The organism is Streptomyces sp. NPDC086989 (assembly GCF_044745505.1).
Lineage (GTDB): Bacteria > Actinomycetota > Actinomycetes > Streptomycetales > Streptomycetaceae > Streptomyces.
In genome coordinates, this window is sequence record NZ_JBIVAL010000003.1 from 155,258 (window position 1) to 181,586 (window position 26,329).

Below are 26,329 nucleotides of genomic sequence, written 5' to 3' on the forward strand. Positions count from 1 at the left end.
CGGGGACGAAGGCGGGCATCGGAATGGACACTGCGCCACGGCTGGCCGTCGACCGGCTGCTGGACGACCCCACGACGCGGATCATCGTCTGCTGCGGCGCGGGCGGGGTCGGCAAGACCACCACCGCCGCGGCCCTGGGCGTACGGGCGGCGGAGCGCGGGCGGAAGGTTGTCGTGCTGACGATCGACCCGGCGCGGCGGCTCGCCCAGTCGATGGGCATCGACTCGCTGGACAACACCCCGCGCAAGGTGACGGGCGTCGACGGCGGCGAACTGCACGCCATGATGCTCGACATGAAGCGGACCTTCGACGAGATCGTCGAGGGTCACGCGGACCCCGAGCGGGCGCAGGCCATCCTCGCGAACCCCTTCTACCAGTCGCTGTCGGCCGGCTTCGCGGGCACGCAGGAGTACATGGCGATGGAGAAGCTGGGCCAGTTGCGGGCGCGGGACGACTGGGACCTGATCGTCGTGGACACCCCGCCGAGCCGGTCCGCACTGGACTTCCTCGACGCGCCGAAGCGGCTGGGGTCCTTCCTGGACGGGAAGTTCATCCGGGTGCTGATGGCTCCGGCGAAGGTGGGCGGCCGGGCGGGGATGAAGTTCCTCAACGTCGGCATGTCCCTGATGACCGGCACGCTGAGCAAGCTGATGGGCGCCTCGCTGCTGAAGGACGTCCAGACCTTCGTGGCCGCGATGGACACGATGTTCGGCGGGTTCCGCACCCGCGCGGACGCGACGTTCCGGCTTCTCCAGGCTCCGGGCACGGCGTTCCTGGTGGTCGCGGCGCCCGAGCCGGACGCGGTGCGGGAGGCGGCCTACTTCGTCGAGCGGCTGGCCGCGGAGAACATGCCGCTGGCCGGGCTCGTACTGAACCGGGTGCACGGAAGTGGTGCCGACCAGCTGTCCGCAGAGCGGGCGTTGGCCGCCGCAGAGAATATTGAAGAAGGCGGCATTGTCGATCAGGAGTCCGGGAAAGCTGGACTTCGTGACTCGGCCGACTCCCCCTCAGACCCCGCTGCCGATACCGATACCGATGCCGACGTGGACGAGATCACCGCAGGACTGCTGCGCCTGCACGCCGAACGGATGCAGGTGATCGCGCGCGAACAGCGCACCCGCGACCGCTTCACCTCGCTGCACCCCGAGGTGGCGGTGGCCGAGGTGGCCGCCCTGCCCGGCGATGTGCACGACCTCGCCGGGCTACGGGCCATCGGAGAGCGACTCGCGGCCGGGGTTCCGGCCGGAGCGTAGGCGTTCGTACGACGGGCGCCTCCGGGTGCGGAGGCACGCGTACGCGGGATCGCGCGGGGGTTCTACCCGGCTGCCGCGTACGTCTCGTACGGAACGTCGATCTCCGCATCGACATCCACGGTGAGGATGCCCGTGCTGCGCTCGTACTCCGTGCGGGCGGTTTCGAGCAGCCGTCGCCACGAGGTGACGGTGGGTCGCCGGCGCAGCAAGGCGCGACGCTCCCGCTCGGTCATTCCGCCCCATACTCCGAACTCGACACGATTGTCGAGCGCGTCGGCCAGGCACTCGGTCCGCACCGGACACCCGGTGCACACCGCCTTGGCCCTGTTCTGTGCCGCTCCTTGAACGAACAGTTCATCCGGATCGGTAGTGCGGCAGGCTGCCTGCGCACTCCAGTCGGTAACCCAGCCCATCCCGGCGCCGTCCTCTCCCGAATCGAGGCTCCCCCACGGCGGTAGCGGCATATTCACCGCTGCCAGTTGAGGACGTTACGGAAGGCGGGCACGGCGCAACACCCCCGACGGGCCCAATCTTGAATGGTCCGAACGGACTATGGGTAAGCGGCAGATCACCCGACGGAGTGATCCGGCGACATGCCCGACCATTCCGGCAATTCGGATGGAATCGGCGGACCCGGACGAACGACCGTCAGAGTGAGGGGCGGGATTCGGACATAAGTCCACCCCATTCGGGAAGGGTGAAAATCAAGCCGAGGGGTTGATGTCGCACCGCACTGCTGTGACAGTTGGGGCCAGCTTAGGCCAAGGCATTCGCACGTGTCCGGCGAATGAGAACGTAGGCTGCCCTCCATGGGAAAGAAGCGCTCGGGCGCCGGGCTCACGGGGCCGCAGCAGGCCGCCAAGTTCCTCGGGGTGTCCGTTCTCTCCGGAGTTGTGCTGGCCGGCATCGCGATCCCGGGCGCAGGCGCCCTCGGGCTGGCCGCGAAGGGCACGGTCGAGGGATTCGACGAGATCCCGGCCAATCTGAAGACACCGCCGCTGAGTCAGCGCACCACGATTCTGGACGCCGAGGGTGGCTTGATCGCCACGGTCTATTCACGGGACCGGCAGGTGGTACCGCTGACGGCCATCTCCCCGTACATGCAGAAGGCGATCGTCGCGATCGAGGACTCGCGTTTCTACGAGCACGGCGCGGTCGACCTGAAGGGCATCCTGCGCGCGGCCAACCGCAACGCGCAGGAGGGCGGAGCCGCGCAGGGCGCCTCCACGCTGACGCAGCAGTACGTGAAGAACGTCTTCGTCGAGGAGGCCGGCGACGACGAGAGCAAGGTGCGCGAGGCCCAGGAGAAGAGTCTGGGCCGCAAGGTCCGCGAGCTGAAGTACTCGATCCAGGTCGAGGAGGAACTCGGGAAGAAGAAGATCCTCGAGAACTACCTCAACATCACGTACTTCGGCCAGCAGGCGTACGGAATCGAATCCGCCGCCCAGCGCTACTTCAGCAAGCCGGCCAAGGACCTGACCCTGGACGAGTCGGCGCTGCTGGCGGGCGTCGTGCAGTCGCCGAGCCGGTTCGACCCGGTGAACGACGCCCAGGAGGCGATGAAGCGCCGCAACGTCGTCCTCCAGCGGATGGCCGACATGAAGGACATCTCGCAGGCCGAGGCGGACGAGGCCAAGAAGAAGCCGGTGACGCTGAAGGTGACGCGGCCCAAGAACGGCTGCATCACCGCCGTCAAGGGCGCGGGCTTCTTCTGCGACTACGTGCGCAACACCTTCCTGACCGACCCGGTGTTCGGCAAGACCCGCGAGGAGCGGGCCAAGCTCTGGAACCAGGGCGGCCTGACCGTGCGCACGACGCTGGACCCGCAGTCGCAGGAGTCCGTCAACGAGTCGATCAAGGACCACGTCAACCAGGACGACAAGGTCGCCACGGCCGTCACCCTGGTGCAGCCGGGCACCGGCCGCGTGCTCGCCATGGGCCAGTCCAAGCCGTACGGCTTCGGAAAGAACGAGACCCAGATCAATTTCTCCGTGGACAAGCGGATGGGCGGATCGAGCTTCGGCTTCCCGACCGGCTCGACCTTCAAGCCGTTCGTCGCGGCCGCGGCCCTGGAGAAGGGCGTGCCCGCGGGCAAGACGTACCCGTCCCCGCACGACATGGAGTACCCGAGCCCGGTGGAGACCTGCGGCGACAAGCCGTGGGTCAACACCTCGCACGACCGGGTCGAGAACGAGTCCGAGTCCGAGCGCGGCCCGTACGGCATGCAGGACGCGATGGCCAAGTCGGTCAACACGTACTTCGTGGAGATGATCTCCGAGAACGGGCTCTGCCCCGTGACCGAGATGACCACCAAGCTCGGCGTGGTCCCGGCCGACGGGACGAAGCTCCCCGAGGTCCCGGCCATCGCGCTCGGCACCGAGGGCATGTCGCCGCTGACCATGGCGAACGCGTACGCGACCTTCGCCAACCGCGGCGTGCACTGCACCCCCGTCGCCCTGGAGTCCATCACCGACTCGCACGGCAAGGCACTGGCCGTGCCGAAGTCCCAGTGCGACCGCGTGATGTCGGAGAAGACCGCCGACACCATCAACACGCTGCTGCTCGGCGTGGTCGACTCCGGTACGGGTACGGCCGCGGGTCTGACCGACCGGCAGAACGCGGGCAAGACCGGAACCACCGACAGCCGCTACAACGCCTGGTTCGTCGGGTACACGCCGAACATGTCCGGCGCGACGTGGGTCGGCTCGGGCGGCTCCAAGCAGGTGTCGATGGAGAACATCACCATCGGCGGCCAGTACTACGACAAGGTCTACGGCGGCGGGCTGCCCGGCCCGATCTGGAAGCAGGCGGTCACGGGCGCACTGTCGGGCCGGGAGGCGCCGAACTTCACCACGGTGAGCATCGTGGACGGCGGCCTGCCGACCGGCGGCGGCCGGCCCAGCACGAACCCGAACCCGACCCCCAACAAGCCGGGCAAGCCCAACAAGCCCGGCAAGCCCGGCGGCGACAACAAGCCCGGCGGCCGCGCCGGCGGCCAGACGGCGGCGGGCGCCACCGGCGGCAGCACCCCGCCGAACCCGTTCCCGGACATCCCCCTGGACCCGGGCGTGATCGGCGGCCCGGAGGGCCAGTAGCAAAAGGAGAGGGCCCTGCCCGCGCACCGCGCGGGCAGGGCCCTCTCCTCATGTCCGGTGTCCGGTCAGGAAAGCCGCTTCTTGACGGCGGCGGCCACCCGGCCGCCCTCCGCCAGACCGGCCACCTTCGGGCCCACGATCTTCATGACGGCGCCCATGGCCCGCGGCCCCTCGGCACCCGCGGCCCTGGCCTCCTCGACCGCCTCGGCCACGATCGCGCCGAGCTCGTCGTCACTGAGCTGCTTGGGCAGGTAGGTGTCGAGGAACTCGCCCTCCGCCGTCTCACGCGCGGCCTGCTCGGGACGACCACCCTGCGCGAAGGCCTCCGCGGCCTCACGGCGCTTCTTCGCCTCCTTGGCGATCACCTTCAGCACCTCGTCGTCGGAGAGCACGCGCGCCTCCTTGCCCGCGACCTCCTCCTTGGTGATGGCGGCGAGGGTCAGGCGCAGCGTGGACGAGTGCAGCTCGTCGCGCGCCCTGATGGCGGTGGTGAGGTCTTCCTGGAGCTTGGCTTTGAGCGTGGTCATGCCCCGAGTCTGCCAGGTCGAAGGGCGGCGGCGCCCGCCGGTTTTCCGCGTCTGCGACGATGGGGCCATGCGTGCGCGTTACGGAGTACCCCTGAAGGTCACCGCATCGATCGCGGCCGTGGGGGCCGCTGGTGTGGCCTATGCCGCCGGTTTCGAGGCGCGGTCGTTCCGCCTGCGCCGGATCACCGTGCCGGTCCTCCCCGCCGGGATGCGCCCGCTGCGCGTGCTCCAGGTCTCCGACATCCACATGGTCGGCGGACAGCACAAGAAGCGCGCCTGGCTCCAGTCCCTCGCCGGCCTGCGCCCCGACTTCGTCGTGAACACCGGCGACAACCTCTCCGACACCGAGGGCGTTCCGGAGGTGCTGGACGCCCTGGGACCCCTGATGTCCTTCCCCGGCGTGTACGTCTTCGGGTCGAACGACTACTACGGGCCGCGGCTGCGCAACCCCGGGCGCTACCTGATCGAGAAGGTCCAGGGACGGCACGGCCTGAACGGCAACAAGCCGGTCGTCGGCGCCGTGCACAACCCGTGGGAGGAGATGCGGGACGCCTTCGACGCGGCCGGCTGGGTCAACCTCACCAACACCCGCGGCCGCCTGAAACTGCCCGGCCTCGAACTGGCCTTCACCGGCCTCGACGACCCGCACATCAAGCGCGACCGCTACGCGCGGGTGGCGGGCGGGCCGGAGGCCGACGCCGACTTCTCGATGGCCGTCGTGCACGCCCCGTACCTGCGCGTCCTGGAGGCCTTCACGGCCGACCGGTACCCGCTGATCCTCGCCGGGCACACCCACGGCGGGCAGCTGTGCATCCCCTTCTACGGGGCGCTCGTCACCAACTGCGACCTGGACACCAAGCGGGTCAAGGGACTCTCCACGCACGAGGCGGACGGCCACCGGGCCTACCTCCACGTCTCGGCAGGCTGCGGCACGAACCGCTACACCCCGGTCCGCTTCGCCTGCCCCCCGGAGGCCACCCTCCTGACCCTGACCCCGAAGGCCTGACCCCACCGCGCCGGGGGCCCGCCGGCCCCTCGCGAAAACCGGATTTCGTCTCCGGCCACGGGTCCGCTAAAGTAATCGATGTCGCCAGGACAGCAACTGCTGCAAGGCGGCGATCGGGGTGTAGCGCAGCTTGGCAGCGCGCTTCGTTCGGGACGAAGAGGTCGTGGGTTCAAATCCCGCCACCCCGACAGAGTAAGACCAGGTCAGCAGCCTACTCACGCGAGTAGGCTGCTGACCTGTTTCCGTTGCGTGACTAGCTGAGTGCCCACGGCTTTGGATCTTCCTTGAAGATGCCGCGCATGATCGTCGCCCCTGTCTGGATCACCGGCCGGATCTGCTTCCGGTAGACCGCCTCCGTGACCGCCGTGCCGAAATGCCCGACCAGCCGGGAGATCTCTTCGAGCGGGACCCCTTGGTCAGCCAGCAGGGACGTGAAGCCGTGCCGCAGCTCGCGCGGCGTCTCCTGTTTCGCTCGTTGTGGCGGGCGTCGACAAGCTGCGGATGTGGCCCGCAGGGACAGGGCGTAATGTGGGCCGTACATCCGGACCGCGCCCGCTGGGCGTGAAGTCCCGCGTGCCCCCCACCCGTTGCTCCGTGGCTGGGGTGCGCCTGGACGAGCGGAGAATCTGCAATGGGTACAGTCACGACCCACGACGGCACCACGATCTTCTACAAGGACTGGGGTCCTCGGGATGGGGAGCCGATCGTCTTCCACCACGGGTGGCCGCTGAGCGCCGACGACTGGGACAATCAGATGCTGTTCTTCCTGGCGCAGGGCTACCGAGTCATCGCCCATGACCGCCGTGGGCACGGACGCTCCACCCAGACCGCGACCGGCCACGACATGGACACCTACGCCGCGGACGTGACCGCCCTGACCGACGCACTCGACCTGCGGGGCGCCGTGCACATCGGCCACTCCACCGGCGGTGGCGAGGTCGCCCGCTACGTCGCCCGCGCTCAGCCCGGCCGTGTCTCAAAGGCGGTCCTGGTGGGCGCGGTGCCACCGCTGATGCTGAAGACGGAGGCCAACCCGGGCGGCTTGCCGATAGAGGTCTTCGACGGCTTCCGTGAGGGCGTTGCCGCCAACCGGGCTCAGTCGTTCATCGACATTCCCTCGGGGCCGTTCTACGGCTTCAACCGTCCCGGAGCGCAGGTGTCGCAGGGTTTGATCGACAACTGGTGGCGCCAGGGCATGATGGGCGCGGCGAACGCGCACTACGAGTGCGTTGCGGCGTTCTCCGAGACCGACTTCACCGAGGACTTGCAGCAGATCGAGGTGCCCGTCCTCGTCGCGCACGGAACCGACGACCAGGTCGTCCCGTACGACGACTCGGCCCCCCTGACGGTCAAGCTTCTGAAGAACGGGACCCTCAAGTCCTACGAGGGCTATCCGCACGGGATGCTGTCGACGCACCCGGAGGTCCTCAACCCGGACATCCTCGCGTTCATCCGTTCCTGACCCCGCCGGGGCCGGCCTCAGCGTCCGGCCCGTTCCCCGGCGCCCGTAGTTCGCATCGGGGAGCGCACCGGGTCAGGCGGAGGTCCCGGGCTGGGGGACCGCCCGTCCGCGGTGGCTTCCGGAAGGGGCCCCGGCGATCACCCAGTCACCCAGTCGTCGGCCGCGGGTCAGGCGAGGGAGTCCAGGGTCCATGCGGACTCGTGGCGGTCGAAGCCGATGTGCGGGTAGTACTCCACCGCCGCGGGGGCCGCGAGCAGGATGAGCTTGGCCTGCGGGGCGGCTTCCCGGGTGGCCCGGATCAGGTCCCGGCCCACGCCCCGGCGCTGGAACCCGGCGTCCACGGCGATGTCGCTCAGGTACGTCGCGTACGCGCCGTCGGTGACCGAGCGGGCGATGCCGATCAGCCGGCCGTCGAGGCGGGCGGTGATCACGAGGTTGGCGCCGGCGAGCATCCGGGTGAACCGCTCGACGTCGTCGACGGGACGGCGCTCGCCGAGGGTGGACGCCCGGTAGAGGGCGGTGACTTCGGCGACGTCGAGGCTCGCGCCGACTACGGGCTCACACTTCCACATGGCTTCCTGGCTCCTTGCTCGGTTCTTCCGGTCGGGCGTTCACATGATCGCCGGTTCGGGGAGGCCGTCAGCCGCCGGGCCCGGTGGCCATCGACGCGAGCTCGGCGCGGGTCAGCGCGAGGAAGGCGGCCGTGGGCCGGGCCTCGACGCCGCGTTCCCGCGCCACCGCGCGGAGGTGTTCGAGGACCGCCCCCACCGTGGGGTGGGAGCCGAGGGGGCGCAGCAGCCACAGGCGGTCCGGGGGCCGGTGCGGGAGGCCCAGGGCCGCGAGGACCTCGTCGGCCTCCCAGTCGAGGTCGTGCAGGTCGGGGTCGGCGAGCGGGGCGGCCTCGACGTCGGTGATGTGCCCGTGTCCGTCCAGCCGGGTCCGGACCGCCCAGTGGGTGGACCGGTCCGGGATCCAGGTCCGGGCCTCCGGGGGCCACACGTACGGGAGGAACACCCACAGCGTGTCCTCGGGCGCGGGCTCCCAGCCGAGCACCTCCAGTTCCCGGACCTCGGGCAGCCGGTCCGGCTCCTGCTCGCTGCGGCCCGTCCGGCGCAGTGCGAGCGGGTGCGGTGTTCCGTCCTCGTCCCACGACATGCGCGCAGGCTACCGCCGGGGCCGGCGCCGTCCTACGACCGGCCCGCCCGGCGGAAGTCCACGTCAGCGGGCGGTTCCCCCGGCCAGTTCAGCCGCGTCGGCGCCGGCGGCGTCTGCGCGAGTACGGTGCCCCGCGCGACCACGTACCGCGGCCGGACCTGGCGGCGCAGGGCCTCCGCGGGGGTCTCGGCCGGCAGCAGCACGAACGAGGCGGGGGCGCCCTCCGCGATGCCGTATTCGGAGGCCGTCAGGCCCAGCACGCGCGCCGCACGCTCCGTCACCATCTCGAAGGCCACCGGGAGTTCGTCCGCTCCGGTGAGCTGGGCCGCGTACAGCCCGACGAGGGCGGTCTGGAGCGGGTTCCCGGTGCCGAGGGCGTTCCACGGGTCCATCACGTCGTCGTGGCCGAAGGCCACGTTGACGCCCGCCGCCAGCATCTCCTTGACCTGCGTGAGGCCGCGCCGCTTGGGGTAGCCGTCGAAGCGGCCCTGGAGGCCCAGGTTGGCGAAGGGGTTGGAGACCAGGTTGATCCCGGAACGGGACAGCAGCCGCTGGAGTTTGAAGCTGTACGCACCGGCGTAGGAGCCCATCGCCGTCGTGTGGGAGGCCGTCGCCCGCTCCCGCAGCCCCGTGCGCAGCGCGAGCGCCGCGAGCACCTCCACGAACCGGGACTGCTCGTCGTCGATCTCGTCGCAGTGGGCGTCCACGCGCAGTCCGTGCTCCTCGGCCACGGCGAAGGCGATGCCCAGCGACGCGACGCCGTCCTCACGGGTGTCCTCGAAGTGGGGGATCGCCCCGACGACGTCGGCGCCGCGCCGCGCCGCCTCGCGCAGCAGCGCCTCTCCGTCCGGGAAGGAGACGATGCCCTCCTGGGGAAAGGCGACGATCTGCAGGGTCAGGACGTCCCGGACCCGGTCGCGGACCTCCAGCAGCGCGTCCAGCGCGGTGAGCGACGGGTCGGTGACGTCGCAGTGGGTGCGTACGTGCAGCACGCCCTGGGCCGCCTGCCAGCGCAGCACCTGCGTGGCCCGCGCGACGACGTCCTCGCGGGTCAGGGTCTGCTTGCGCTCGCTCCAGCAGGCGATGCCCTCCCACAGGGTCCCCGAGGCGTTCGGGCGGGGCTCCCCGGCGGTCAGGGCGGTGTCCAGGTGGATGTGCGGCTCGACGAAGGGGGCAGTCAGCAGCCCGCCGTGCGCCTCGATCAGGACGCCGGTGGCCGGGGGCTCCTTCTGGTCGTCGTACGGGATCACGCGCGCGATGCGGCCGTCCTCGGCGACCTCGACGTCGGACAGGCCGTCGGTGTGGAGCAGCCGGGCGCCCCGGACGATCATCCGCATGCGGCCAGCCTACGACCGTGGCCCGTGGTTCCCGGGGGAAACCACAGGCCACGACCGGTGAATCCTGCAATCCGCGGGCAGCGGCAGCCGGCACGGCCGGCCCGTCGCGGTCTCAGCCGCGCTTGGCCTGGGCCTTCTGCTGCATGCCCCGCGTCTTCGCGGAGACGGACTGCACGTCTGTGACCGCCGCCTTGGCGCGTGCCTCGGCCGCCGTGTTCTTCGCCCGCTCCCGCTCCCGCTCCGCGGCCTGTGCCGTACCGGCACGAGCCTTCTTGGCCATGATCACTCCTCCTCGGGACACGCCGGAGGGCCTACGCCCTCCACTGTCCCTCCGTTCGGAGGAGGCGGCATCCGCGGCGGGTCAGCCGCGCCCGCCCTTGCGGCGCTGCTCGCGCATCCGGTCCTCCTTCATGGCCATCGTCTGCGCCTCCCGCACGTCCTCGACCAGCTGCGTCGGATGGTTCGGCATCCGGGAATCCGACGTCCGACGGTCCTCGTGAGTCTGTTCCTTGCGCTTGTTCGCCATGATCACTCCTCACTGGAAAACGGCTGGGTGGGACCCCGCCCACGCTGCCGCCTCCCGGCCGCCGTGACCATCCGGCAGCGCCAATCGGGTTACATGGGGGTATGACTGACGACACGGCCATGCCCGACTGGGAGAAGCGCTTCCGGGCGCCACGCGTCGGGCTGCCCGACTGGGCGGAGGACGCCCCGGACCGCGCGCTCTTCGTCTCGAACGCGACGGGGACGTACGAGCTCTATGCCTGGGACCGGGCCGCCGGCACGCAGCGGCAGGCCACGGACCGGCCCAACGGGACCACCGACGGAACCCTCTCCCCCGACGGCGAGTGGATCTGGTGGTTCTCCGACACCGACGGCGACGAGTTCGGGACCTGGGTGCGCCAGCCCTTCGCGGGCGGTCCCGACGAGCCGGCCACCCCCGGGCTGGAGCCCTCGTACCCCGCCGGGCTCGCCATCGGCCGCGACGGGACGGCGGTGGTCGGCCGGTCCACCGACGAGGACGGCTCGACGATCCACGTGCTGCGGCCGGGCGCCGCCGGGCCCGAGGTGATCTACCGGCACCGGGAGTCCGCCGGCGTCGGCGACCTCTCCCGCGACGGGACCCTGATCGCGATCGAGCACACCGAGCACGGTGACGCCATGCACTCGGCGCTGCGCGTGGTCACCCTCGACGGCACCACGGTCGCCGAGCTCGACGACTCCCGGGGCGGCACGGTCGAGCTGGGCCTGGAGGTCCTCGGCTTCGCCCCGGTCGCCGGTGACACCCGGCTGCTGGTCGGCCACCAGCGGCGCGGCCGCTGGGAGCCGATGGTGTGGGACGTGGCCACCGGAGCCGAACAGGACCTGGCGGTCGAGCTGCCGGGCGACGTCAGCGCCGAGTGGTACCCGGACGGTTCCGCCCTGCTGATCGCGCACAGCTTCGAGGCGCGCAGCGAGCTCTGGCGCTACGACCTGGCCGCACGGGACCTCGTCAAGGTGGACACCCCGCCCGGCACGGTCTCGGGTGCGACGGCCCGGCCCGACGGCACGGTGGAGTACCAGTGGTCCTCCGCGGCCGAGCCCTCGTCCGTACGGTCCACCGCGGGCGGGATCGTCCTGGATCCGCCCGGGTTCCGGCCGCCCGGCTCGGTGCCGGTGGAAGACGTGTGGGTGGACGGCCCCGGCGGGCGGATCCACGCGCTGGCGCAGCGGCCGCAGGGCCACGGCGACGGGCCCTTCCCGACGGTCTTCGAGGTGCACGGCGGGCCGACCTGGCACGACAGCGACGCCTTCGCGGCGGCCCCGGCGGCCTGGCTGGACCACGGCTTCGCGGTCGTCCGGGTCAACTACCGGGGCTCGACGGGGTACGGCCGGGAGTGGACCGACGCCCTCAAGCACCGCGTCGGCCTGATCGAGCTGGAGGACATCACGGCCGTCCGGGAGTGGGCGGTGGCCTCGGGGCTGGCCGACCCGGCGCGGCTGGTTCTCTCCGGCGGCTCCTGGGGCGGCTACCTGACCCTGCTGGGGCTGGGCATGCAACCCGATGCCTGGGCCGTGGGCCTGGCCGCCGTACCGGTCGCCGACTACGTGACGGCGTACCACGACGAGATGGAGGCGCTGAAGGCCCTGGACCGCACCCTGTTCGGCGGGACGCCGGAGGAGGTCCCGGACCGCTTCGAGGCGTCGTCGCCGCTCACCTACGTCGACGCGGTGACGGCTCCCGTCCACATCGCGGCGGGCGTCAACGACCCGCGCTGCCCGATCCGGCAGATCGACAACTACGTCGACCGGCTGGCGGCGCGCGGCGCGGTGCACGAGGTGTACCGGTACGACGCCGGGCACGGCTCGCTCGTCGTGGAGGAGCGGATCAAGCAGGTCCGGATGGAGCTGGACTTCGCGCTGAAGCACCTGCCGCGGTAGCCCCGGCCCCGAGGATCCGGTGCGCCCCCCGTACGGTGGTGGGGTGCACCGGTTTCTCCTGACCCCGCGCTGGTGGGGGATCAACGTCTTCGTCGCGCTCGCCGTGCCCGTCTGCCTGTTCATGGGGACGTGGCAGCTCGGCCGGTTCGAGGACCGCGTCGACACGCACCGGGAGGCGACCGCCGAGCGGCCCGCCGCCGAGGCCGCCGCGCCGCTGGAGTCGCTGCTTCCGGTGGACAAGAAGACCTCCGGACGCCTCGCCTCCGCTTCCGGCGAGTACGCCGAGCAGCTGCTGGTTCCCGGCCGGCTGCTCGAGGGCAGGAGCGGCTTCTACGTCCTGACGCTGCTGCGGACCGACTCCGGCAAGGCCGTCCCGGTGGTCCGGGGCTGGCTCCCGGGCGCCGCGGACGCCGCGCGGGCCCCGGCCGCGCCGACCGGGCGGGTCGAGGTGACGGGTGCGCTGCAGGCCTCCGAGGACTCCACCACCAAGGGCGTCCACGCCGAGGGCGGCCTGCCGGCCGGGCAGCTCGGGGTGATCGGGGCGGCCTCGCTGATCAACCTCGTGCCGTACGAGCTGTACGACGCGTGGCTGACGGTGCAGACCCCGGCGGACGGGCTGACCCCTGTGCCCGCGCAGGCGCCGAGCAACACCGGGCTCGACCTGAAGGCCTTCCAGAACCTCGGCTACACCGGCGAGTGGTTCGTCTTCGCCGCGTTCGTTCTCTTCATGTGGTTCCGGCTCTACCGCCGCGAGGTGGAGACCCTGCGCGACGCCGAGGCCGGGCTGCTGCCGGAGGAGCCCGCCGCCGCGGCGCCGGCCTCCGCCACGGCGACGGCCTCGGCCGAGGCCGGGGGTACGGCTTCCGCCGAGGCCGGGGGTACGGCTTCCGCCGCGCCCGGGGCTACGGTTTCGGCGCGTCCAGCGGAATGACGCCCGTCCGGTAGACCGTCCCGCCGCAGGCCGAAGGGATCGTCGTCTGCGTGGTCGGCGCACCCGGCAACGCCGTGTTCGGCGTGTGCGTCACCGCCACCCCGGGCGTCTCGGGGGCCTTGCTCCCACTGTCCGGTTCCGGGCCCTTCGCGGCGGTCGCTTCGCCCGCCGTGCGCTGCCCGGTGTCCGGGGATCCGCCGACGGGGGGCTTGGGTCCCGGGTCGGGCGTGGCCGCGGGGCAGGACTGCGCCGAGGGCACCCACGCGAAGCGGACCTCGTACGCCGTGTACGGCTGGAGCAGCAGCAGCGGCGTCTCCGCCGAAGGGTCGGGCAGACCGGCCGCCGGGTCCCCCGCCGTGTGGCCGACCACGGTGACCCCCGCGGCCTTGCCCGGCGAGGCCGCCGACACCGAGGCCGCGGTCACGGTGTCCGGGCCGACGACGGTACAGCCGCGCCCCGACACGTTGGTGACCTTGAAACTGCCGTACACCTTGCCGTCGGACTCCGGTGCCCGGGCGCTGCCCTGCACCCCGAGCTGCTCCGAACTGCACCCGGGTACGCCCGGAGCCGCCACCGGGGGCAGAGGGCCGGTCCCGGCGTAGGCGCCCGCCGAGGCCCCGACGCCGTCGGGGCCGGCCGTGGAGCCGCCGGTCGGGGGGCCGCCGGTCTGCGCGTCGGGGAGGACGCCGGGGCCCCCCGTTTCCACGCCCTTGCCCGCTGCCTTGCCGGGCTGCGGCGGGGTGCCGGCGCCGTTCTGATGCGGGTCGGAGGTGCCGGCGCCCGCCGCGGCACCGGGCTGCTCGCCGTGCCCGGCCATGGCGGAGTGGTCGGTGGCCGAGCCCTCGCCGCCGGTGATGTGCAGGTGCAGGGCCGCCGGGACGGCCGTCCCGGCCAGCAGCACGGCCGCCACCGCCCCGATGACGGCCTGCCGCTTGCGGGTCCGGCGGACGGGGACCGCGTACTGCAGCCGCTCCAGCGCGCCCGCGGAGGGCTCCAGGCGCTCGACGGCTCCGCGCAGCAGGCTCCGGAGCGCCTCTTCCTCGCTCGCCCCGCCCGGCGGAGTGTGGTCGTCCCTCATGACTGCGCAGCCTCCATCGCCACCCGCAGCGCGGCAATGCCCCGCGATCCGTACGCCTTGACCGAGCCGAGCGAGACGCCGAGCGTCTCGGCGACCTGGGCTTCCGTCATGTCCGCGAAGTACCGCAGCACCAGCACCTCGCGCTGGCGCCGCTGGAGTCCGCGCATCGCCTTGATGAGATCGTCCCGTTCCAGCTGGTCGTACGCGCCCTCTTCGGCACTGGCCATGTCCGGCATCGGCTTCGAGAGCAGTTTGAGGCCGAGGATGCGGCGGCGCAGCGCGGAGCGCGAGAGGTTGACGACGGTCTGGCGGAGATACGCCAGCGTCTTGTCCCGATCGCGCACGCGGTTGCGGGCCGAGTGGACCCGGATGAACGCCTCCTGGACGACGTCCTCGCAGGAAGCGGTGTCGTCGAGGAGCAGCGCGGCCAGCCCGAGCAGCGACCGGTAGTGGGCCTGGTAGGTCTCGGTGAGGTGGTCGACCGTGGTGCCTGCGACGACGGCCGGCTCGGCGGCCGCGGCCCCGTCGGCTGCGGCCGCGTCGGAGGTGGGCGCGTCGGAGGTGGACGCGTCGGAGGTGGGCGCGTCGGAGGTGGACGCGTCGGACGTGGGCGCGTCGGAGGTGGACGCGTCGGACGTGGGCGCGGACCCGTCGGCGACGGCGGACTCGGCAGTGGCGGCCGCCTCCCCCGCGTTACCCGCGGCCTCCGCGCTATCGCGGGGCGCGGGCACGCGACCGCCCCGGGTGGGTACGGCAGGCGGTGCGGCGAGCGGCACGGCCGGCGGGACGGGAACGATCACCGGGAAGCCGCCGGACGCGGGCACGGGCACGCGCGAAGGCCGGCGCGGCGCACTGATTGCGCTGCGCGCCGGTACGACGGCGAAGTCGAGTAGTGCCTCTGCCACGCCAGTTGGACACGCGTCCCCCCACCAGGGTTGTACGCGTGAGGCCACCTCACCAGCGAAGTCCCCACTGCCCTCATGCGTACCCGCTCTTCCTGATTGCCCCGCCCGTCCAGGCGGCAGTCAGGCCATCACCTTGATCAAGGGATCAGCACTGATCCTACAAAGTGAATTACGCGAATTCACCAGCGATCAGTTCCGCGGTCTGAGTGGCATTCAGGGCGGACCCGTTGCGGAGATTGTCCGCGCACACGAAGAACTCCAGGGAGTGCGGATCGTCGAGCGAGGCCCGCAGGCGTCCCACCCACGCAGGATCCGTCCCGGCCGCGTCCACTGGGGTCGGGAACTCCCCGGCCGCCGGGTCGTCCACCACGACCACGCCGGGCGCGGCCTCCAGGATCTCCCGGGCGTGCGAGGCGTCCACCTCGGCCTCGAACCGCGCCCGTACGCTCAGCGAATGCCCGGTCAGCACGGGCACCTGTACGCAGGTCACCGCCACCGGCAGCGCGTCCAGCTGCAGGACCCGGCGCGTCTGCGCCCGCACGGCCAGCTCGTGCGAGGACCAGCCGCCCTCGCACAGCTCACCGGACCACGGGACCACGTTCAGGGCGAGCGGCGCCGCGAAGGGACCGGCGTCCTCACCCACGGCGCGGCGCACGTCCCCGGTGTGCTCCCCCAGGGAGGTGCCGGCGACCAGCGACAGCTGGCGGCGCAGCGCCTCGGAACCGGCCCGTCCGGCCGCGCTCGCGGCCTGGTACGAGGACACGGTCAGGTCGGCCAGCGCGTACTCGGCGTGCAGCGCGCCCAGGGCCGCGATCATCGCGGCGGTGACGCAGTCCGGGCTCGCGACGATCCCGCGCGGCCGCATCCGTACGGCCTGGGCGTTGACGCAGGGCACCACCAGCGGCACCCCGGCGTCCTCCCGGAAGGCCGCGGACTGGTCCACGGCGACGGCTCCGCGCGTGACGACGACGGGCGCCCAGCGGGCCGAGACCTCGGCCGGGGTCAGGAACAGCACCACGTCGCCCGGGCCGATGCCGTCGAAGGCGTCCTCGGTGAGGGCGAGCACCTCGCTCTCCTCACCGCGCACGGTCAGCATGCGGCCGGCCGACCGCCCGGAGGCGATCAGCCGGATGTCGCCCCAGACGTCCGCCCGCTGGGACAGGATCTGGAGCACGACGGAGCCGACTGCTCCGGTCGCCCCGACCACGGCGAGCGCCGGAGCAGGGGCCGACCGGGTCGGCGTCATCGTCCGGTGCCTCCGTAGACGACGGCCTCGTCGCTGTCGGAGTCGAGGCCGAAGGCCGTGTGCACGGCGCGGACGGCGTCGTTCACGTCGTCGCCCCGGGTGACGACCGAGATGCGGATCTCGGAGGTCGAGATCAGCTCGATGTTGACGCCCGCGTCGGACAGCGCCTGGAAGAACGAGGCGGTGACGCCCGGGTTCGTCTTCATGCCCGCGCCGACCAGGGAGATCTTGCCGATCTGGTCGTCGTAGCGCAGCGAGTCGAACCCGATGGCGCCCTTCGCCTTCTCCAGGGCGTCGATGGCCTTGTGACCCTCGGCCTTGGGGAGGGTGAAGGAGATGTCCGTCAGGCCCGTGGACGCGGCGGACACGTTCTGCACGATCATGTCGATGTTGATCTCGGCGTCCGCGATGGCGCGGAAGATCGCCGCGGCCTCGCCCGGCTTGTCCGGGACGCCGACGACCGTGATCTTGGCTTCGGAGACGTCGTGAGCGACTCCGGAGATGATGGCGTGCTCCACCTGCGCGTCCCCTTGCGGATTCTCGTTGCTGACCCAGGTGCCCGGCAGTCCCGAGAAGGACGAGCGGACGTGGATCGGGATGTTGTAGCGGCGTGCGTACTCGACGCACCGGTGCAGCAGCACCTTGGAACCGGACGCGGCCAGCTCCAGCATGTCCTCGGAGGAGATCCAGTCGATCTTCCGGGCCTTCTTCACCACACGCGGGTCCGCGGTGAACACGCCGTCGACATCGGTGTAGATCTCACAGACCTCGGCGTCCAGCGCCGCGGCGAGCGCGACGGCGGTCGTGTCCGAGCCGCCCCGGCCGAGGGTGGTGATGTCCTTGCTGTCCGCCGACACGCCCTGGAAGCCGGCGACGATGGCGATGTTGCCCTCGTCCAGCGCCGTCCGGATACGGCCCGGCGTGACATCGATGATGCGCGCTTTGTTGTGGACCGAGTCGGTGATCACACCCGCCTGGCTGCCGGTGAACGACTGGGCCTCGTGACCCAGGTTTTTGATCGCCATGGCCAGCAGGGCCATGGAGATACGCTCTCCGGCGGTCAGCAGCATGTCGAACTCACGCCCGGCAGGCATCGGGGATACCTGCTCGGCGAGATCGATCAACTCGTCCGTCGTGTCGCCCATCGCGGAAACCACGACGACCACCTGGTGGCCGTTCTTCTTGGCGTCCACGATCCGCTTGGCGACGCGCTTGATGCCCTCGGCATCGGCTACGGAGGAGCCTCCGTACTTCTGCACGACAAGGCCCACGTGCGCTCCTCGCTCAATCCAGTACTGCGGTCGCGGGCCAGTGTAACGAGCGACCGCAATACGGCCGACGCGTACCACATCATGGACATCCGGTTCACCCCGTGATCACGCCGGGCCCGGTGCCCGCCGTGGCCGGTCGGCCCGTCCCGTGCCGCGTGACGGCTGCAGCTGCGGCTGCCGCTACCCCTCGCCGACGCTCCGGCGGACCGGGCCGCGGCCGATGGTGCCGAGCTCCTCCGCCATGACCCGGCCGGCCTGCTCGGCGAGGTCGTCCTCGCCCAGGTCCTCGTCGGTGTCCAGGCCGTCCAGCTCCTCCAGCGGCTGGTCCAGCCGTACGTGCGCGACCAGCGACTGGAGGGCGCGCAGCGTGGCCGAGGCCGTCTGGCCCCAGTTGGAGAAGTACGAGAACTGCCACCACCACAGCGCCTCGGTCGTCCGGCCCGCCCGGTAGTGGGCCAGGCCGTGCCGCAGGTCCGCCACCACGTCGGCCAGGTCGTCGGAGATCCGGTGCGCCACCGGCGCCTTGCGCGGCTCGTACGGGTCGAAGACCTCGGAGTACACGTCGACCGGCTCGAGCATGTAGGCGAACCGCTCGCGCAGCTCGTCGACGTCCGGCTCCGGGCCGAGGTCGGGCTCGTACCGCTCGTCGGGCAGGACGTCCTGGTACGCGCCCAGCCGGCCGCCCGCCAGCAGCAGCTGGGACACCTCCAGGAGGAGGAAGGGCACCGCGCTGTCCGGGTCCTCGCCCTTGGCCACCTCGGCGACCGCGACGATGAAGGACTCGATCTGGTCCGCGATCTGGACGGCGAAGTCGTCCGGATCCTGGGCCAGGGCGTGCAGCGTTGCGTCAGACATCGAGAAGTCGCCTTCCTTCAAAGGCCCGCCCGAGCGTGACCTCGTCCGCGTACTCCAGATCTCCCCCGACGGGGAGCCCGCTGGCCAGGCGGGTCACCTTCAGGCCCATGGGCTTGATCATGCGGGCCAGGTACGTGGCGGTCGCCTCGCCCTCCAGGTTCGGGTCGGTGGCGAGGATCAGCTCGGTCACCTCACCGTCCGCGAGGCGCGCCAGCAGCTCGCGGATGCGCAGGTCATCCGGGCCGACGCCCTCGATCGGGCTGATCGCGCCGCCGAGGACGTGGTACCTGCCCCGGAACTCGCGGGTCCGCTCGATCGCGACGACGTCCTTCGGCTCCTCGACCACGCAGATGACCGTGGTGTCGCGGCGCGGATCGCGGCAGATGTTGCACCGCTCCTCCTGCGCCACGTTCCCGCACACCGCGCAGAACCGGACCTTGTCCTTGACCTCCAGCAGTGCGTGCGCGAGGCGCCGGACGTCGGTGGGCTCGGCCTGCAGGATGTGGAAGGCGATCCGCTGCGCGCTCTTGGGCCCGACGCCGGGCAGCCTGCCCAGTTCGTCGATCAGGTCCTGGACCACGCCTTCGTACACGGACTGCCTTCTTTCGGGATGGGTGGGTGGGTCGGGAGATGGGTGGGTGGATAGGGAGGGACTAGAACGGGAGGCCGGGGATGCCGCTGCCGCCGCCCAGGCCCTGGGCCAGCGGGCCGAGCTTCTCCTGCTGGAGCGCCTGTGCGTTCTCGTTGGCCGCCTGGACCGCCGCGACGACCAGGTCGGCGAGGGTCTCGGTGTCCTCCGGGTCCACGGCCTTCGGGTCGATCACCAGGGCACGCAGTTCACCGGAACCGGTCACGGTCGCCTGGACCAGACCGCCGCCGGACTGGCCCTGCACCTCGGCGCGGGCCAGTTCCTCCTGGGCCGCCGCGAGGTCCTGCTGCATCTTCTGGGCCTGCTGGAGCAGCTGCTGCATGTTGGGCTGGCCACCACCGGGAATCACAGGTCACTCACTCCGTAATGTCGTCCAGGCCTGGGGCAGCCTGGTCAATCCGAGCCTACGTGCTCCCCGCGCGGCGCGCCCTACGCCGTGAGGACCAACTCTTTCGAGTGAGAGACGGGGCGCGCGCGTACCTGATGGAGCCCTCCTTGCGGGCGGAAAACCGGGGATTCGTCGCCCATCGGCCGCCATTCGAAGGTAGGAAGAGCATGCGCATCATTGCGCACACGCGCACCACCACACGTCAGCGCAGGCAGAGGGAGTGCCGGGTGAGCCAGCCGGAGATGCAGCCCGAGGGGCCACCCCGGGATCCCCGGGATCCCCGGGAGGAGGGCGGCGGACCGATGGCGGCGGGCGATCTGACCGGCGGACCGTTCCCTCTGGGGGACTGGGGCGAGCCGGCCGAGCGGCTGGACGAGCTCTACCGGCGGGTGGAAGCGGATGCGCTGCGCACCGCGGAGTGGTATCTGTCCGACCGGGCGTGGAAGCGCCGCGGTGCACGGATCCTGCGGATCGGCGCGGCGGCGGGGGCGATCGCCGGGGCCTCGATGCCGCTGCTGGAGCTCACCGGGTCCGCCTCCGGCGTGCTGCCGTACGGATACCTGTCGCTGCTGCTGGGCGCCGCCTGTCTGGCCTGCGACCGGTTCTTCGGGCTGACGTCGGGCTGGATGCGGGACGTGGCGACGGCGCAGGCGGTCCAGCGCCGGCTCCAGACGTTGCAGTTCGACTGGGCCTCCGAGAACGTACGGGAGGTCCTGGGCCCGACGGAGGGAACGGCGAGCGAGGCGGCGGAGCGGTGTCTGACCGTCCTGCGGCGCTTCTCGGAGGACGTGACGGAGCTCGTGCGGACCGAGACCGCGGAGTGGATGGTGGAGTTCTCGTCCGGGCCGGCGCCGCTGGTGATGCAGTCGCTCGGCGCCCCGTCGTCCCGGGCCGAGGCGGGCCTGCCGCCGACCCGCTTCCCGCTCCCGCCGGGCACCCGCCCGAACATGCCCCGCCAGCGCCCCCCGGAACAACCCCGCTGACCCCTGGGTGGGAGCGGCGGCGCGGGGGGCGGGCGGGCAGGACGCGGGTCAGCTGAAGATGATCATGGAGCCTTGGCCCAGGCTCCGGGTGGCAGCGGCGTGCAGGCCCAGCCACACGTGCCGCTCCCGTGCGAAGGGGCTCTCGTCGTACGGGATCGGCCCCGCCGGCTCCTCCAGCGACGTCGGCCGCCCCGGCGCGGCCGGCGCCAGCGGCGGGTTCCCCGGGTCGATCCCGATCGCCGGCGCCACCACCATCAGCTCCCGCAGCAGCCCCTGCGCCGACCCGAGCGGCCCACCCCCGGCCAACAGCTCCTCGTTGGCCAGCGGAGCGGCGAAGTCCACCGGCACGTACGCCCCGGCGTGGTCGTAGTGCCACACCAGGTGCGACTGCTGCGCCGTCGGCTCGAACATCTCCAGCAGCTGCTCGTAGTCCCCGCCCAGCTCGTCCACCGGCGTCACCGGCAGTCCGCAGATCTGCAGCAGGTAGGCCCGCCGCAGGAAGTGCAGGGCGTCGTAGTCGAAGCCGGCGACGGGGGCCACGTCCCCGCTCAGGCCCGGCATGTAGGCGAACACGGGCACGGACGGCAGTCCCGCCTCGCCCAGCGCCTTGTCGTACGAGGCGATCTCTTCCGCGAACGGGTTGTCGGGGCTGTGGCACAGCACGTCGACAAGGGGGACCAGCCACAGGTCACAGGCCACGCGGGCTCCGATCAGTCGGTGTCGCCGATCCGGCCAGCGTAGTGCGCGCCGAACACCCTCCGCGAAGGGCTGCGCAGAACCTGGGGCGGAACAGCCCGCTACGGCTGTCCCCGGCCCACCCTCCAGACCCATACGTCCTGCACCTTCTTCGGCTCCTGCCCGAGCAGCCCGGTGAGCAGGTCGCGCAGTTCCGTGTCCCGGTCCTGGAACGGCAGGACGACCGCGCCCGCCTTCCAGAACTCCAGGTCCTGCCGGGCCTGCTCCCGCCACTGCGGGGTGATCTCCGGCGGCTCGGCCCCGTAGCGGACGTCCCGCAGGAGGTTCGAGAGGTGCCGCGGGGTGGCCCCGTAGATGCCGATGCGATCGGGCCCCCACGGGCCGTTGAAGTAGCCGCCGGCCAGCCGGAAGCCGAAGTCCGCCTCCACCTGCCAGTGCAGCGCGTCCGCCTGGCCCGGGTCCGGCAGTGGCACCGGGACGAGGGCCTCGCCGTCCTGGACGTAACCCCTCCACGCACCCGAGGCGATGAACTGCGGCACCGGCTCCCGCTCCCGCACGGCCAGCGGCAGCGGCAGCACCGGGATCAGCGCGGCCGCCACCCCGAGCAGGCCGAGCGTGCGCAGCTCGCGCCTGCGCATCCGTACGATCCGGTCCAGCGCGAGCGCCAGCAGCACGCCCAGCACCGGTGCGCACACCATCGCCACGCGCCCCTCGATCACCGATTCGAACAGCGGCGCCTTGCCCATCAGCCGCCAGGGACCGGGCAGCACGACGTCCGTGTGCGGTACGGGCACCCACGGCCCGAGGGACAGCAGCAGTGCCGCGGCGCCGGTGATCGCGAGCGCGCGGACGACCGTACGCCGCCACATCCACACGCACACGGCCGCACCGAAGGCCAGCAGGGGCCAGCCGTAGAAGGCGTTCTGCTCGGTGGTGTTCATCGAGAGCCGGCCGGCCGTCTCGGCGTCGCCGAAGAGGGAGCGGGCGGCGTACTCGACCAGGGCGCGCGGGCTGTTCCCGGCGTTGTCCCCGTGCAGGACCGAGTGGTAGCTCTGCGGCCCGAAGAACTGCCAGTACAGCGGCACGGCCAGCAGCGGCACGCAGACGCCGGCGGCGATGACCAGGCCGAGGCCCAGGGGCCGCGCGGCCTCCAGGGCGCGCGGCCGGTCGACCAGCAGGTATGCCAGGCAGAAGAGCAGCATGCCGAGCGCGGCGATGAGCAGCGGCTCTTCGCCGAGGAAGATCTGGTACGTCGCGAACAGGCCGAGCAGGACGCCGTCCCGGACCACGTTCCGGCCCTCGCACAGGCGCAGGGCCCGGTCGATGATCAGCGGGAGCATGAAGAGGACGACGAAGTTCGGATGGCCGTTGGCGTGCGAGACCATCGGCGGCGCGAACGCGGCGAACGCCCCGCCCGCTGCGGCGGCCCAGCGGCCGTGCACGAAGCGGCGGCGGATCAGCCAGTACCAGGTCCACGCGCTGGCGGCCATGCCGAGCGTGAGGACCAGTACGAAGGTGACGGTCTCCCCGAACAGGAGCGTCACCGGGATCAGCGGGACGGTCAGGCCGAGCATCGTCGCGTTGGCCATCAGGTTCACGCCGTCGGGCATGCCCTGGGCCAGGGTGAAGAGCGGGTTGCGCAGGTGGGTGATGTTGTCGGTGGTGACGCCGACGAACCACTCCCACTGGTTCTGGTCCTGGAGCGCGTCCTTGAGGTAGCGGCCGTCGAGGTCCGCCCACAGGCCGTGGAAGACGTATGCCGAGAGGGCGAGGAAGACGGCCGCGACGGCCAGACCGCCCGCGTTCAGCCGCAGCAGTTCCACGAGCGCGCGGCGCCGGGCGCCCGCGGCCCGGCGGGGCCGGGGCGGGCGCGGGGCGGGCGCTGCGCTGCGGCGCACCGGGACCTCGGTGACGCGCCAGCCCTGCCGGCGGACCCAGCGCAGCACTTCGGCGTCGATGGCGGGGCCGTCGAGGCGGGAGGCGCCGAAGGCGGCCCGCGCCCGGTCCCCGTCGAAGAGCGCGAAGGTGCAGCTGCCGGTGCGGAATCCGGGTATTCCCGGGATGCCCAGGGCGCGGACCAGGCGGTTCTCCGACCGGCCGAGGGCCGCGACCGGGGCCGGGGCGGGCGCGGGCCCGTTCGCCGGGCTGGCGCCGGCCCGGGGGTCTTCGGCCGTGGGCCCGTTTGCCGCGGGTCCGTCGGTCCGGGGCTCGTCGGCCGCGGGTCCGTCGGTCCGGGGGGCTTCGGCCCGGGCGGGGGCCAGGGCCTGTTCCAGCCGGTCCAGTTCGGCCGGCGGCGTCTTGAGGCCGCTGTCGGCGAGCAGGACGCGCTCACCGGCGGAGGCGAGTACTCCGGCGCGCAGCGCGGCGCCCGGGCCGCGGTGGTGCTCGGAGCGGATCAGCCGGATCCGGGGGTCGTCGGCGGCCGCGGCCTCGACGAGGGCGGCCGTGGCGTCGGCGGAGGCATCGTCGACGACGACGATTTCCCAGTCGCCGGGGCCGGCGCCGAGACGGGCGTCGAGATGTGCGCGGAAGGCTTCGAGCGCGGAGCCGATCCGGTGCTCGTCGTCGTGGGCGGGGATCACGACGGACAGCCCGACCGCGCCGAGCCAGACCGGGGCCGGCCCGGCCGCTGCGCTCGTGCTGTCCGTGCCGCTCGTGCTGTCCGTGCCGTCCGTGCCCTCCGTGCCGCTCGTGCTGTCCGTGCGGGTCACGCGCCGGCCGCCTTCAGACCCGCGGCCCAGTCCAGGCCGTGCTGGTTGTACGCGTACACGAGGCTTCGCACCTCGTCGGCGTCGGCGCGGGTCACCGCGTCGACCAGCTCGTTGTGGCCGGACCACAGCCCGGTGTGCAGATCCGGAGCCGCCTTCAGGTGCGGTACGGCGAAGACCCAGCACTGCACGCGGATGCGGTGCAGGAACTCCGAGATGTACGTGTTGCCGACCAGCCCGCTCAGCTCCCTCCAGAAGCGCAGGTCGTAGCCGATCAGCACTTCGAGCGAGCCGCTCTGCGCGGCCCGGCACGCCTCCTCGGCACGACGGCGCACCGACACCAGCATTTCGCCGGAGCCGGGCGCGGTGCCGCGCTCGACGAGCCGCCGGAAGATCCCGTCCACTATGAGCGTACGGGCCTCGATCATGCCCCGGTAGTCGTCCACCGAGTACACGCGCACGCGAAAGCCCCGGTGCTGCACCGATTCCAGCAGCCCCTGGGCCGCGAGGTCGACCAGGGCCTCGCGTACGGGGGTCGCGGAGACCTCGTACTGCTCGGCGATCTGCTTGACCGTGAACTCGGTGCCCGGTGGCAGGCGTCCCGCGAGCACCTCGTCGCGCAGCGCGTCCGCGATCTGCTGGCGAAGTGTGTTGCGGGTGACAGCGCCGCTGCCTGGCATAGGGGTCCGTCTCCTTAAGTGAACTTCGGACACCTTAGGCCAGGCAGCAAGGCTGAAACCGATCGCACGCGGACCATTTGCGTCACGCCGGGGCGACGTCGCGTGTAACCCCGAGGTGGGGCGACAGGTCACACCGAGGTGGTGTGACGGGTCACGCCGAGGTGGTGTGGCGGTCCGCGACCGTCAGCGCCTCGTCCAGCAGGGCCAGGCCCTCCTTGACCTCCGTCTCCGTGATGGTGCACGGCGGGACGACGTGCGTCCGGTTCATGTTCACGAAGGGCCACAGGCCGGAGGCCTTGCAGGCCGCCGCGAACTCGGCCATCGGCGCGTTGTCGGCCCCGGCCGCGTTGTACGGGACGAGCGGCTCGCGCGTCCCCTTGTCCCGGACGAGCTCCAGGGCCCAGAAGGTGCCCAGCCCGCGGACCTCGCCGACCGAGGGGTGCCGCTCGGCGATCTCGGCGAGCGCCGGGCCGATCACGTTCTCGCCGAGGTGCGCGGCGTGCTCGACGACGCCCTCCTCCTCCATGGCGTTGATCGTCGCCACCGCGGCGGCACAGGCCAGGGGGTGGCCGGAGTACGTCAGTCCGCCGGGGTACGGGCGCGTGGCGAACGTCTCGGCGATGGCACCGGAGATGGCGACGCCGCCGAGCGGCACGTATCCGCTGTTCACGCCCTTGGCGAAGGTGATCAGGTCGGGGGTGACCCCCCAGTTCTCGGCGGCGAACCACTTGCCGGTCCGGCCGAAGCCGGACATCACCTCGTCGAGGACGAAGACGATGCCGTGGCGGTCGCAGAGCTCACGGACACCCGCGAGGTAGCCGGCCGGCGGGGTCATGATCCCGGCGGTGCCGGGCACGCTCTCCAGGATGATCGCGGCGATGGTCGCCGGCCCCTCGAAGGCGATGGTGTCGGCGAGGTGCGCGAGGGCGCGCTCGCACTCCTCGGCCTCGGTGGTGGCGTGGAACGGCGAGCGGTAGAGGAAGGGGCCCCAGAAGTGCACGACGCCGGCTGCGCCCGTGTCGGAGGGCCAGCGGCGCGGGTCGCCGGTCAGGTTGATCGCGGCGGCGGTGGCCCCGTGGTAGGAGCGGTAGGTCGACAGCACCTTCTGGCGCCCGGTGTGCAGCCGGGCCATCCGTACGGCGTTCTCGACGGCCTCGGCACCGCCGTTGGTGAAGAAGATCTTGTCCAGGTCGCCCGGGGTCCGCTCGGCGATGAGGCGTGCGGCCTCGGAGCGGACGTCGACGGCGAAGCCGGGCGCGAGGGTGCAGAGCCGGGCGGCCTGCTCCTGGATCGCGGCGACGACCTTGGGGTGCTGGTGGCCGATGTTGGTGTTCACCAGCTGGGAGGAGAAGTCGAGGAAGCGGTTTCCGTCGTAGTCCCAGAAGTACGACCCCTCGGCTCCGGCGACGGCGAGCGGGTCGATCAGGGCCTGGGCGGACCAGGAGTGGAAGACGTGGGCGCGGTCGGCGGCCTTGACGGCCGCACCGGTGGCTTCGGTGGTGACATGAGGGGTCATATGGCGACGCTAGAAGTGCCCAGGTGGGACGGGATATGGGCGGACTGTCTGCGGGCGGGGGCCGGGTCTCGGCAGTCTGTCTGTACGGAATGCGATGAGGAGGCTGTGACGGACGTGATTGACAGCACACTGTCGTCATGACAGCCTCCTGTCATAGCCCGTGGATT

At 71.8% G+C, this 26,329-nt stretch carries 25 protein-coding genes, 1 tRNA gene and 1 pseudogene; 8 read left to right on the plus strand and 19 right to left on the minus strand.

What is annotated here, in order from left to right:
• Positions 1 to 23: 23 nt before the first annotated feature.
• Positions 24 to 1,253: an ArsA family ATPase gene (locus ACIPK4_RS07420; RefSeq protein WP_402310614.1), complete on the plus strand. Its 1,230-nt coding sequence runs from the start codon at positions 24 to 26 to the stop codon at positions 1,251 to 1,253.
• A 62-nt stretch (positions 1,254 to 1,315) separates the two neighbouring features.
• Here the strand turns inward: ACIPK4_RS07420 and ACIPK4_RS07425 are convergent, their stop codons facing one another.
• Positions 1,316 to 1,666, minus strand: a complete 351-nt coding sequence (locus ACIPK4_RS07425) for a WhiB family transcriptional regulator (protein WP_030299276.1) — start codon at positions 1,664 to 1,666, stop codon at positions 1,316 to 1,318.
• 396 nt (positions 1,667 to 2,062) lie between these two features.
• Here ACIPK4_RS07425 and ACIPK4_RS07430 point away from each other — a divergent pair, with 396 nt between their 5' ends.
• Positions 2,063 to 4,348: a transglycosylase domain-containing protein gene (locus tag ACIPK4_RS07430; protein WP_054226169.1), complete on the plus strand. Its 2,286-nt coding sequence runs from the start codon at positions 2,063 to 2,065 to the stop codon at positions 4,346 to 4,348.
• Between the two features lie 65 nt (positions 4,349 to 4,413).
• Here the strand turns inward: ACIPK4_RS07430 and ACIPK4_RS07435 are convergent, their stop codons facing one another.
• Positions 4,414 to 4,875, minus strand: coding sequence for a GatB/YqeY domain-containing protein (locus tag ACIPK4_RS07435; protein ID WP_054226170.1), 462 nt, complete (start codon positions 4,873 to 4,875; stop codon positions 4,414 to 4,416).
• 67 nt (positions 4,876 to 4,942) lie between these two features.
• On the opposite strand from ACIPK4_RS07435, the gene ACIPK4_RS07440 reads away from it, so the two are divergent.
• Positions 4,943 to 5,881: a metallophosphoesterase gene (locus ACIPK4_RS07440; RefSeq protein WP_054226171.1), complete on the plus strand. Its 939-nt coding sequence runs from the start codon at positions 4,943 to 4,945 to the stop codon at positions 5,879 to 5,881.
• Positions 5,882 to 5,995: 114 nt separating this feature from the next.
• Positions 5,996 to 6,069 (plus strand) — tRNA-Pro (locus ACIPK4_RS07445).
• Positions 6,070 to 6,134: 65 nt separating this feature from the next.
• On the opposite strand, the gene ACIPK4_RS07450 is transcribed toward ACIPK4_RS07445, so the two are convergent.
• Positions 6,135 to 6,422: a hypothetical protein gene (locus ACIPK4_RS07450; RefSeq protein WP_402309890.1), complete on the minus strand. Its 288-nt coding sequence runs from the start codon at positions 6,420 to 6,422 to the stop codon at positions 6,135 to 6,137.
• 90 nt (positions 6,423 to 6,512) lie between these two features.
• On the opposite strand from ACIPK4_RS07450, the gene ACIPK4_RS07455 reads away from it, so the two are divergent.
• Complete coding sequence (locus tag ACIPK4_RS07455) at positions 6,513 to 7,343, plus strand: alpha/beta fold hydrolase (protein ID WP_402309892.1); 831 nt, start codon at positions 6,513 to 6,515, stop codon at positions 7,341 to 7,343.
• Positions 7,344 to 7,510: 167 nt separating this feature from the next.
• Here ACIPK4_RS07455 and ACIPK4_RS07460 read toward each other — a convergent pair whose 3' ends face one another.
• From ACIPK4_RS07460 to ACIPK4_RS07480, 5 genes are all read right to left on the minus strand, one after another.
• Positions 7,511 to 7,915, minus strand: coding sequence for a GNAT family N-acetyltransferase (locus tag ACIPK4_RS07460; protein ID WP_385187092.1), 405 nt, complete (start codon positions 7,913 to 7,915; stop codon positions 7,511 to 7,513).
• 67 nt (positions 7,916 to 7,982) lie between these two features.
• Complete coding sequence (locus tag ACIPK4_RS07465; RefSeq protein ID WP_402309894.1) at positions 7,983 to 8,498, minus strand: DUF5956 family protein; 516 nt, start codon at positions 8,496 to 8,498, stop codon at positions 7,983 to 7,985.
• Between the two features lie 32 nt (positions 8,499 to 8,530).
• Positions 8,531 to 9,835: a cytosine deaminase gene (codA, locus tag ACIPK4_RS07470; protein ID WP_402309895.1), complete on the minus strand. Its 1,305-nt coding sequence runs from the start codon at positions 9,833 to 9,835 to the stop codon at positions 8,531 to 8,533.
• Positions 9,836 to 9,947: 112 nt separating this feature from the next.
• Positions 9,948 to 10,115 (minus strand): hypothetical protein, encoded by a 168-nt coding sequence (locus tag ACIPK4_RS07475; protein ID WP_402309897.1) that lies wholly within the window; start codon positions 10,113 to 10,115, stop codon positions 9,948 to 9,950.
• Positions 10,116 to 10,196: 81 nt separating this feature from the next.
• A complete protein-coding gene (locus ACIPK4_RS07480; RefSeq protein WP_159044535.1) occupies positions 10,197 to 10,361 on the minus strand; it encodes a hypothetical protein in 165 nt (54 codons plus the stop codon).
• Positions 10,362 to 10,462: 101 nt separating this feature from the next.
• On the opposite strand from ACIPK4_RS07480, the gene ACIPK4_RS07485 reads away from it, so the two are divergent.
• On the plus strand, positions 10,463 to 12,256 hold the full coding sequence (locus tag ACIPK4_RS07485; RefSeq protein WP_402309899.1) for a prolyl oligopeptidase family serine peptidase: 1,794 nt from the start codon (positions 10,463 to 10,465) through the stop codon (positions 12,254 to 12,256).
• A gap of 43 nt (positions 12,257 to 12,299) precedes the next feature.
• The gene (locus tag ACIPK4_RS07490) at positions 12,300 to 13,187 is read left to right on the plus strand and encodes an SURF1 family protein (protein ID WP_402309901.1); all 888 of its coding nucleotides are present in this window, start codon (positions 12,300 to 12,302) and stop codon (positions 13,185 to 13,187) included.
• On the opposite strand, the gene ACIPK4_RS07495 is transcribed toward ACIPK4_RS07490, so the two are convergent.
• From ACIPK4_RS07495 to ACIPK4_RS07525, 7 genes and pseudogenes are all read right to left on the minus strand, one after another.
• Positions 13,159 to 14,265 (minus strand): hypothetical protein, encoded by a 1,107-nt coding sequence (locus tag ACIPK4_RS07495; RefSeq protein WP_402309903.1) that lies wholly within the window; start codon positions 14,263 to 14,265, stop codon positions 13,159 to 13,161. The two genes, ACIPK4_RS07490 and ACIPK4_RS07495, sit on opposite strands and share 29 nt — an antisense overlap.
• Positions 14,262 to 14,777: pseudogene (locus ACIPK4_RS07500) on the minus strand (SigE family RNA polymerase sigma factor); the annotation flags it as partial. The pseudogene ACIPK4_RS07500 and the gene ACIPK4_RS07495, both read right to left, overlap by 4 nt.
• A 562-nt stretch (positions 14,778 to 15,339) precedes the next feature.
• The gene (locus ACIPK4_RS07505) at positions 15,340 to 16,416 is read right to left on the minus strand and encodes an aspartate-semialdehyde dehydrogenase (RefSeq protein ID WP_376195280.1); all 1,077 of its coding nucleotides are present in this window, start codon (positions 16,414 to 16,416) and stop codon (positions 15,340 to 15,342) included.
• On the minus strand, positions 16,413 to 17,687 hold the full coding sequence (locus ACIPK4_RS07510) for an aspartate kinase (protein WP_054226178.1): 1,275 nt from the start codon (positions 17,685 to 17,687) through the stop codon (positions 16,413 to 16,415). The genes ACIPK4_RS07505 and ACIPK4_RS07510 overlap by 4 nt, the downstream gene beginning before the upstream one ends.
• A gap of 180 nt (positions 17,688 to 17,867) precedes the next feature.
• Positions 17,868 to 18,542 (minus strand): DUF5063 domain-containing protein, encoded by a 675-nt coding sequence (locus ACIPK4_RS07515; protein ID WP_054226179.1) that lies wholly within the window; start codon positions 18,540 to 18,542, stop codon positions 17,868 to 17,870.
• Complete coding sequence (gene recR / locus ACIPK4_RS07520) at positions 18,535 to 19,134, minus strand: recombination mediator RecR (protein ID WP_030152816.1); 600 nt, start codon at positions 19,132 to 19,134, stop codon at positions 18,535 to 18,537. The genes ACIPK4_RS07515 and recR overlap by 8 nt, the downstream gene beginning before the upstream one ends.
• Positions 19,135 to 19,195: 61 nt before the next feature.
• The gene (locus ACIPK4_RS07525) at positions 19,196 to 19,540 is read right to left on the minus strand and encodes a YbaB/EbfC family nucleoid-associated protein (protein ID WP_376195277.1); all 345 of its coding nucleotides are present in this window, start codon (positions 19,538 to 19,540) and stop codon (positions 19,196 to 19,198) included.
• 266 nt (positions 19,541 to 19,806) lie between these two features.
• Between ACIPK4_RS07525 and ACIPK4_RS07530 the strand changes: the two genes are divergently transcribed.
• Positions 19,807 to 20,562: an SLATT domain-containing protein gene (locus tag ACIPK4_RS07530; protein WP_402309906.1), complete on the plus strand. Its 756-nt coding sequence runs from the start codon at positions 19,807 to 19,809 to the stop codon at positions 20,560 to 20,562.
• Between the two features lie 48 nt (positions 20,563 to 20,610).
• Here ACIPK4_RS07530 and ACIPK4_RS07535 read toward each other — a convergent pair whose 3' ends face one another.
• From ACIPK4_RS07535 to ACIPK4_RS07550, 4 genes are all read right to left on the minus strand, one after another.
• The gene (locus ACIPK4_RS07535; protein ID WP_054221263.1) at positions 20,611 to 21,261 is read right to left on the minus strand and encodes a hypothetical protein; all 651 of its coding nucleotides are present in this window, start codon (positions 21,259 to 21,261) and stop codon (positions 20,611 to 20,613) included.
• A 98-nt stretch (positions 21,262 to 21,359) separates the two neighbouring features.
• Positions 21,360 to 23,969 (minus strand): glycosyltransferase, encoded by a 2,610-nt coding sequence (locus ACIPK4_RS07540; RefSeq protein ID WP_402309908.1) that lies wholly within the window; start codon positions 23,967 to 23,969, stop codon positions 21,360 to 21,362.
• The gene (locus ACIPK4_RS07545; RefSeq protein ID WP_054221264.1) at positions 23,966 to 24,646 is read right to left on the minus strand and encodes a GntR family transcriptional regulator; all 681 of its coding nucleotides are present in this window, start codon (positions 24,644 to 24,646) and stop codon (positions 23,966 to 23,968) included. The genes ACIPK4_RS07540 and ACIPK4_RS07545 overlap by 4 nt, the downstream gene beginning before the upstream one ends.
• 151 nt (positions 24,647 to 24,797) lie before the next feature.
• Entirely contained in the window at positions 24,798 to 26,162 is a 1,365-nt protein-coding gene (locus ACIPK4_RS07550; protein WP_402309910.1) for an aspartate aminotransferase family protein, read from the minus strand.
• Positions 26,163 to 26,329: the final 167 nt, after the last annotated feature.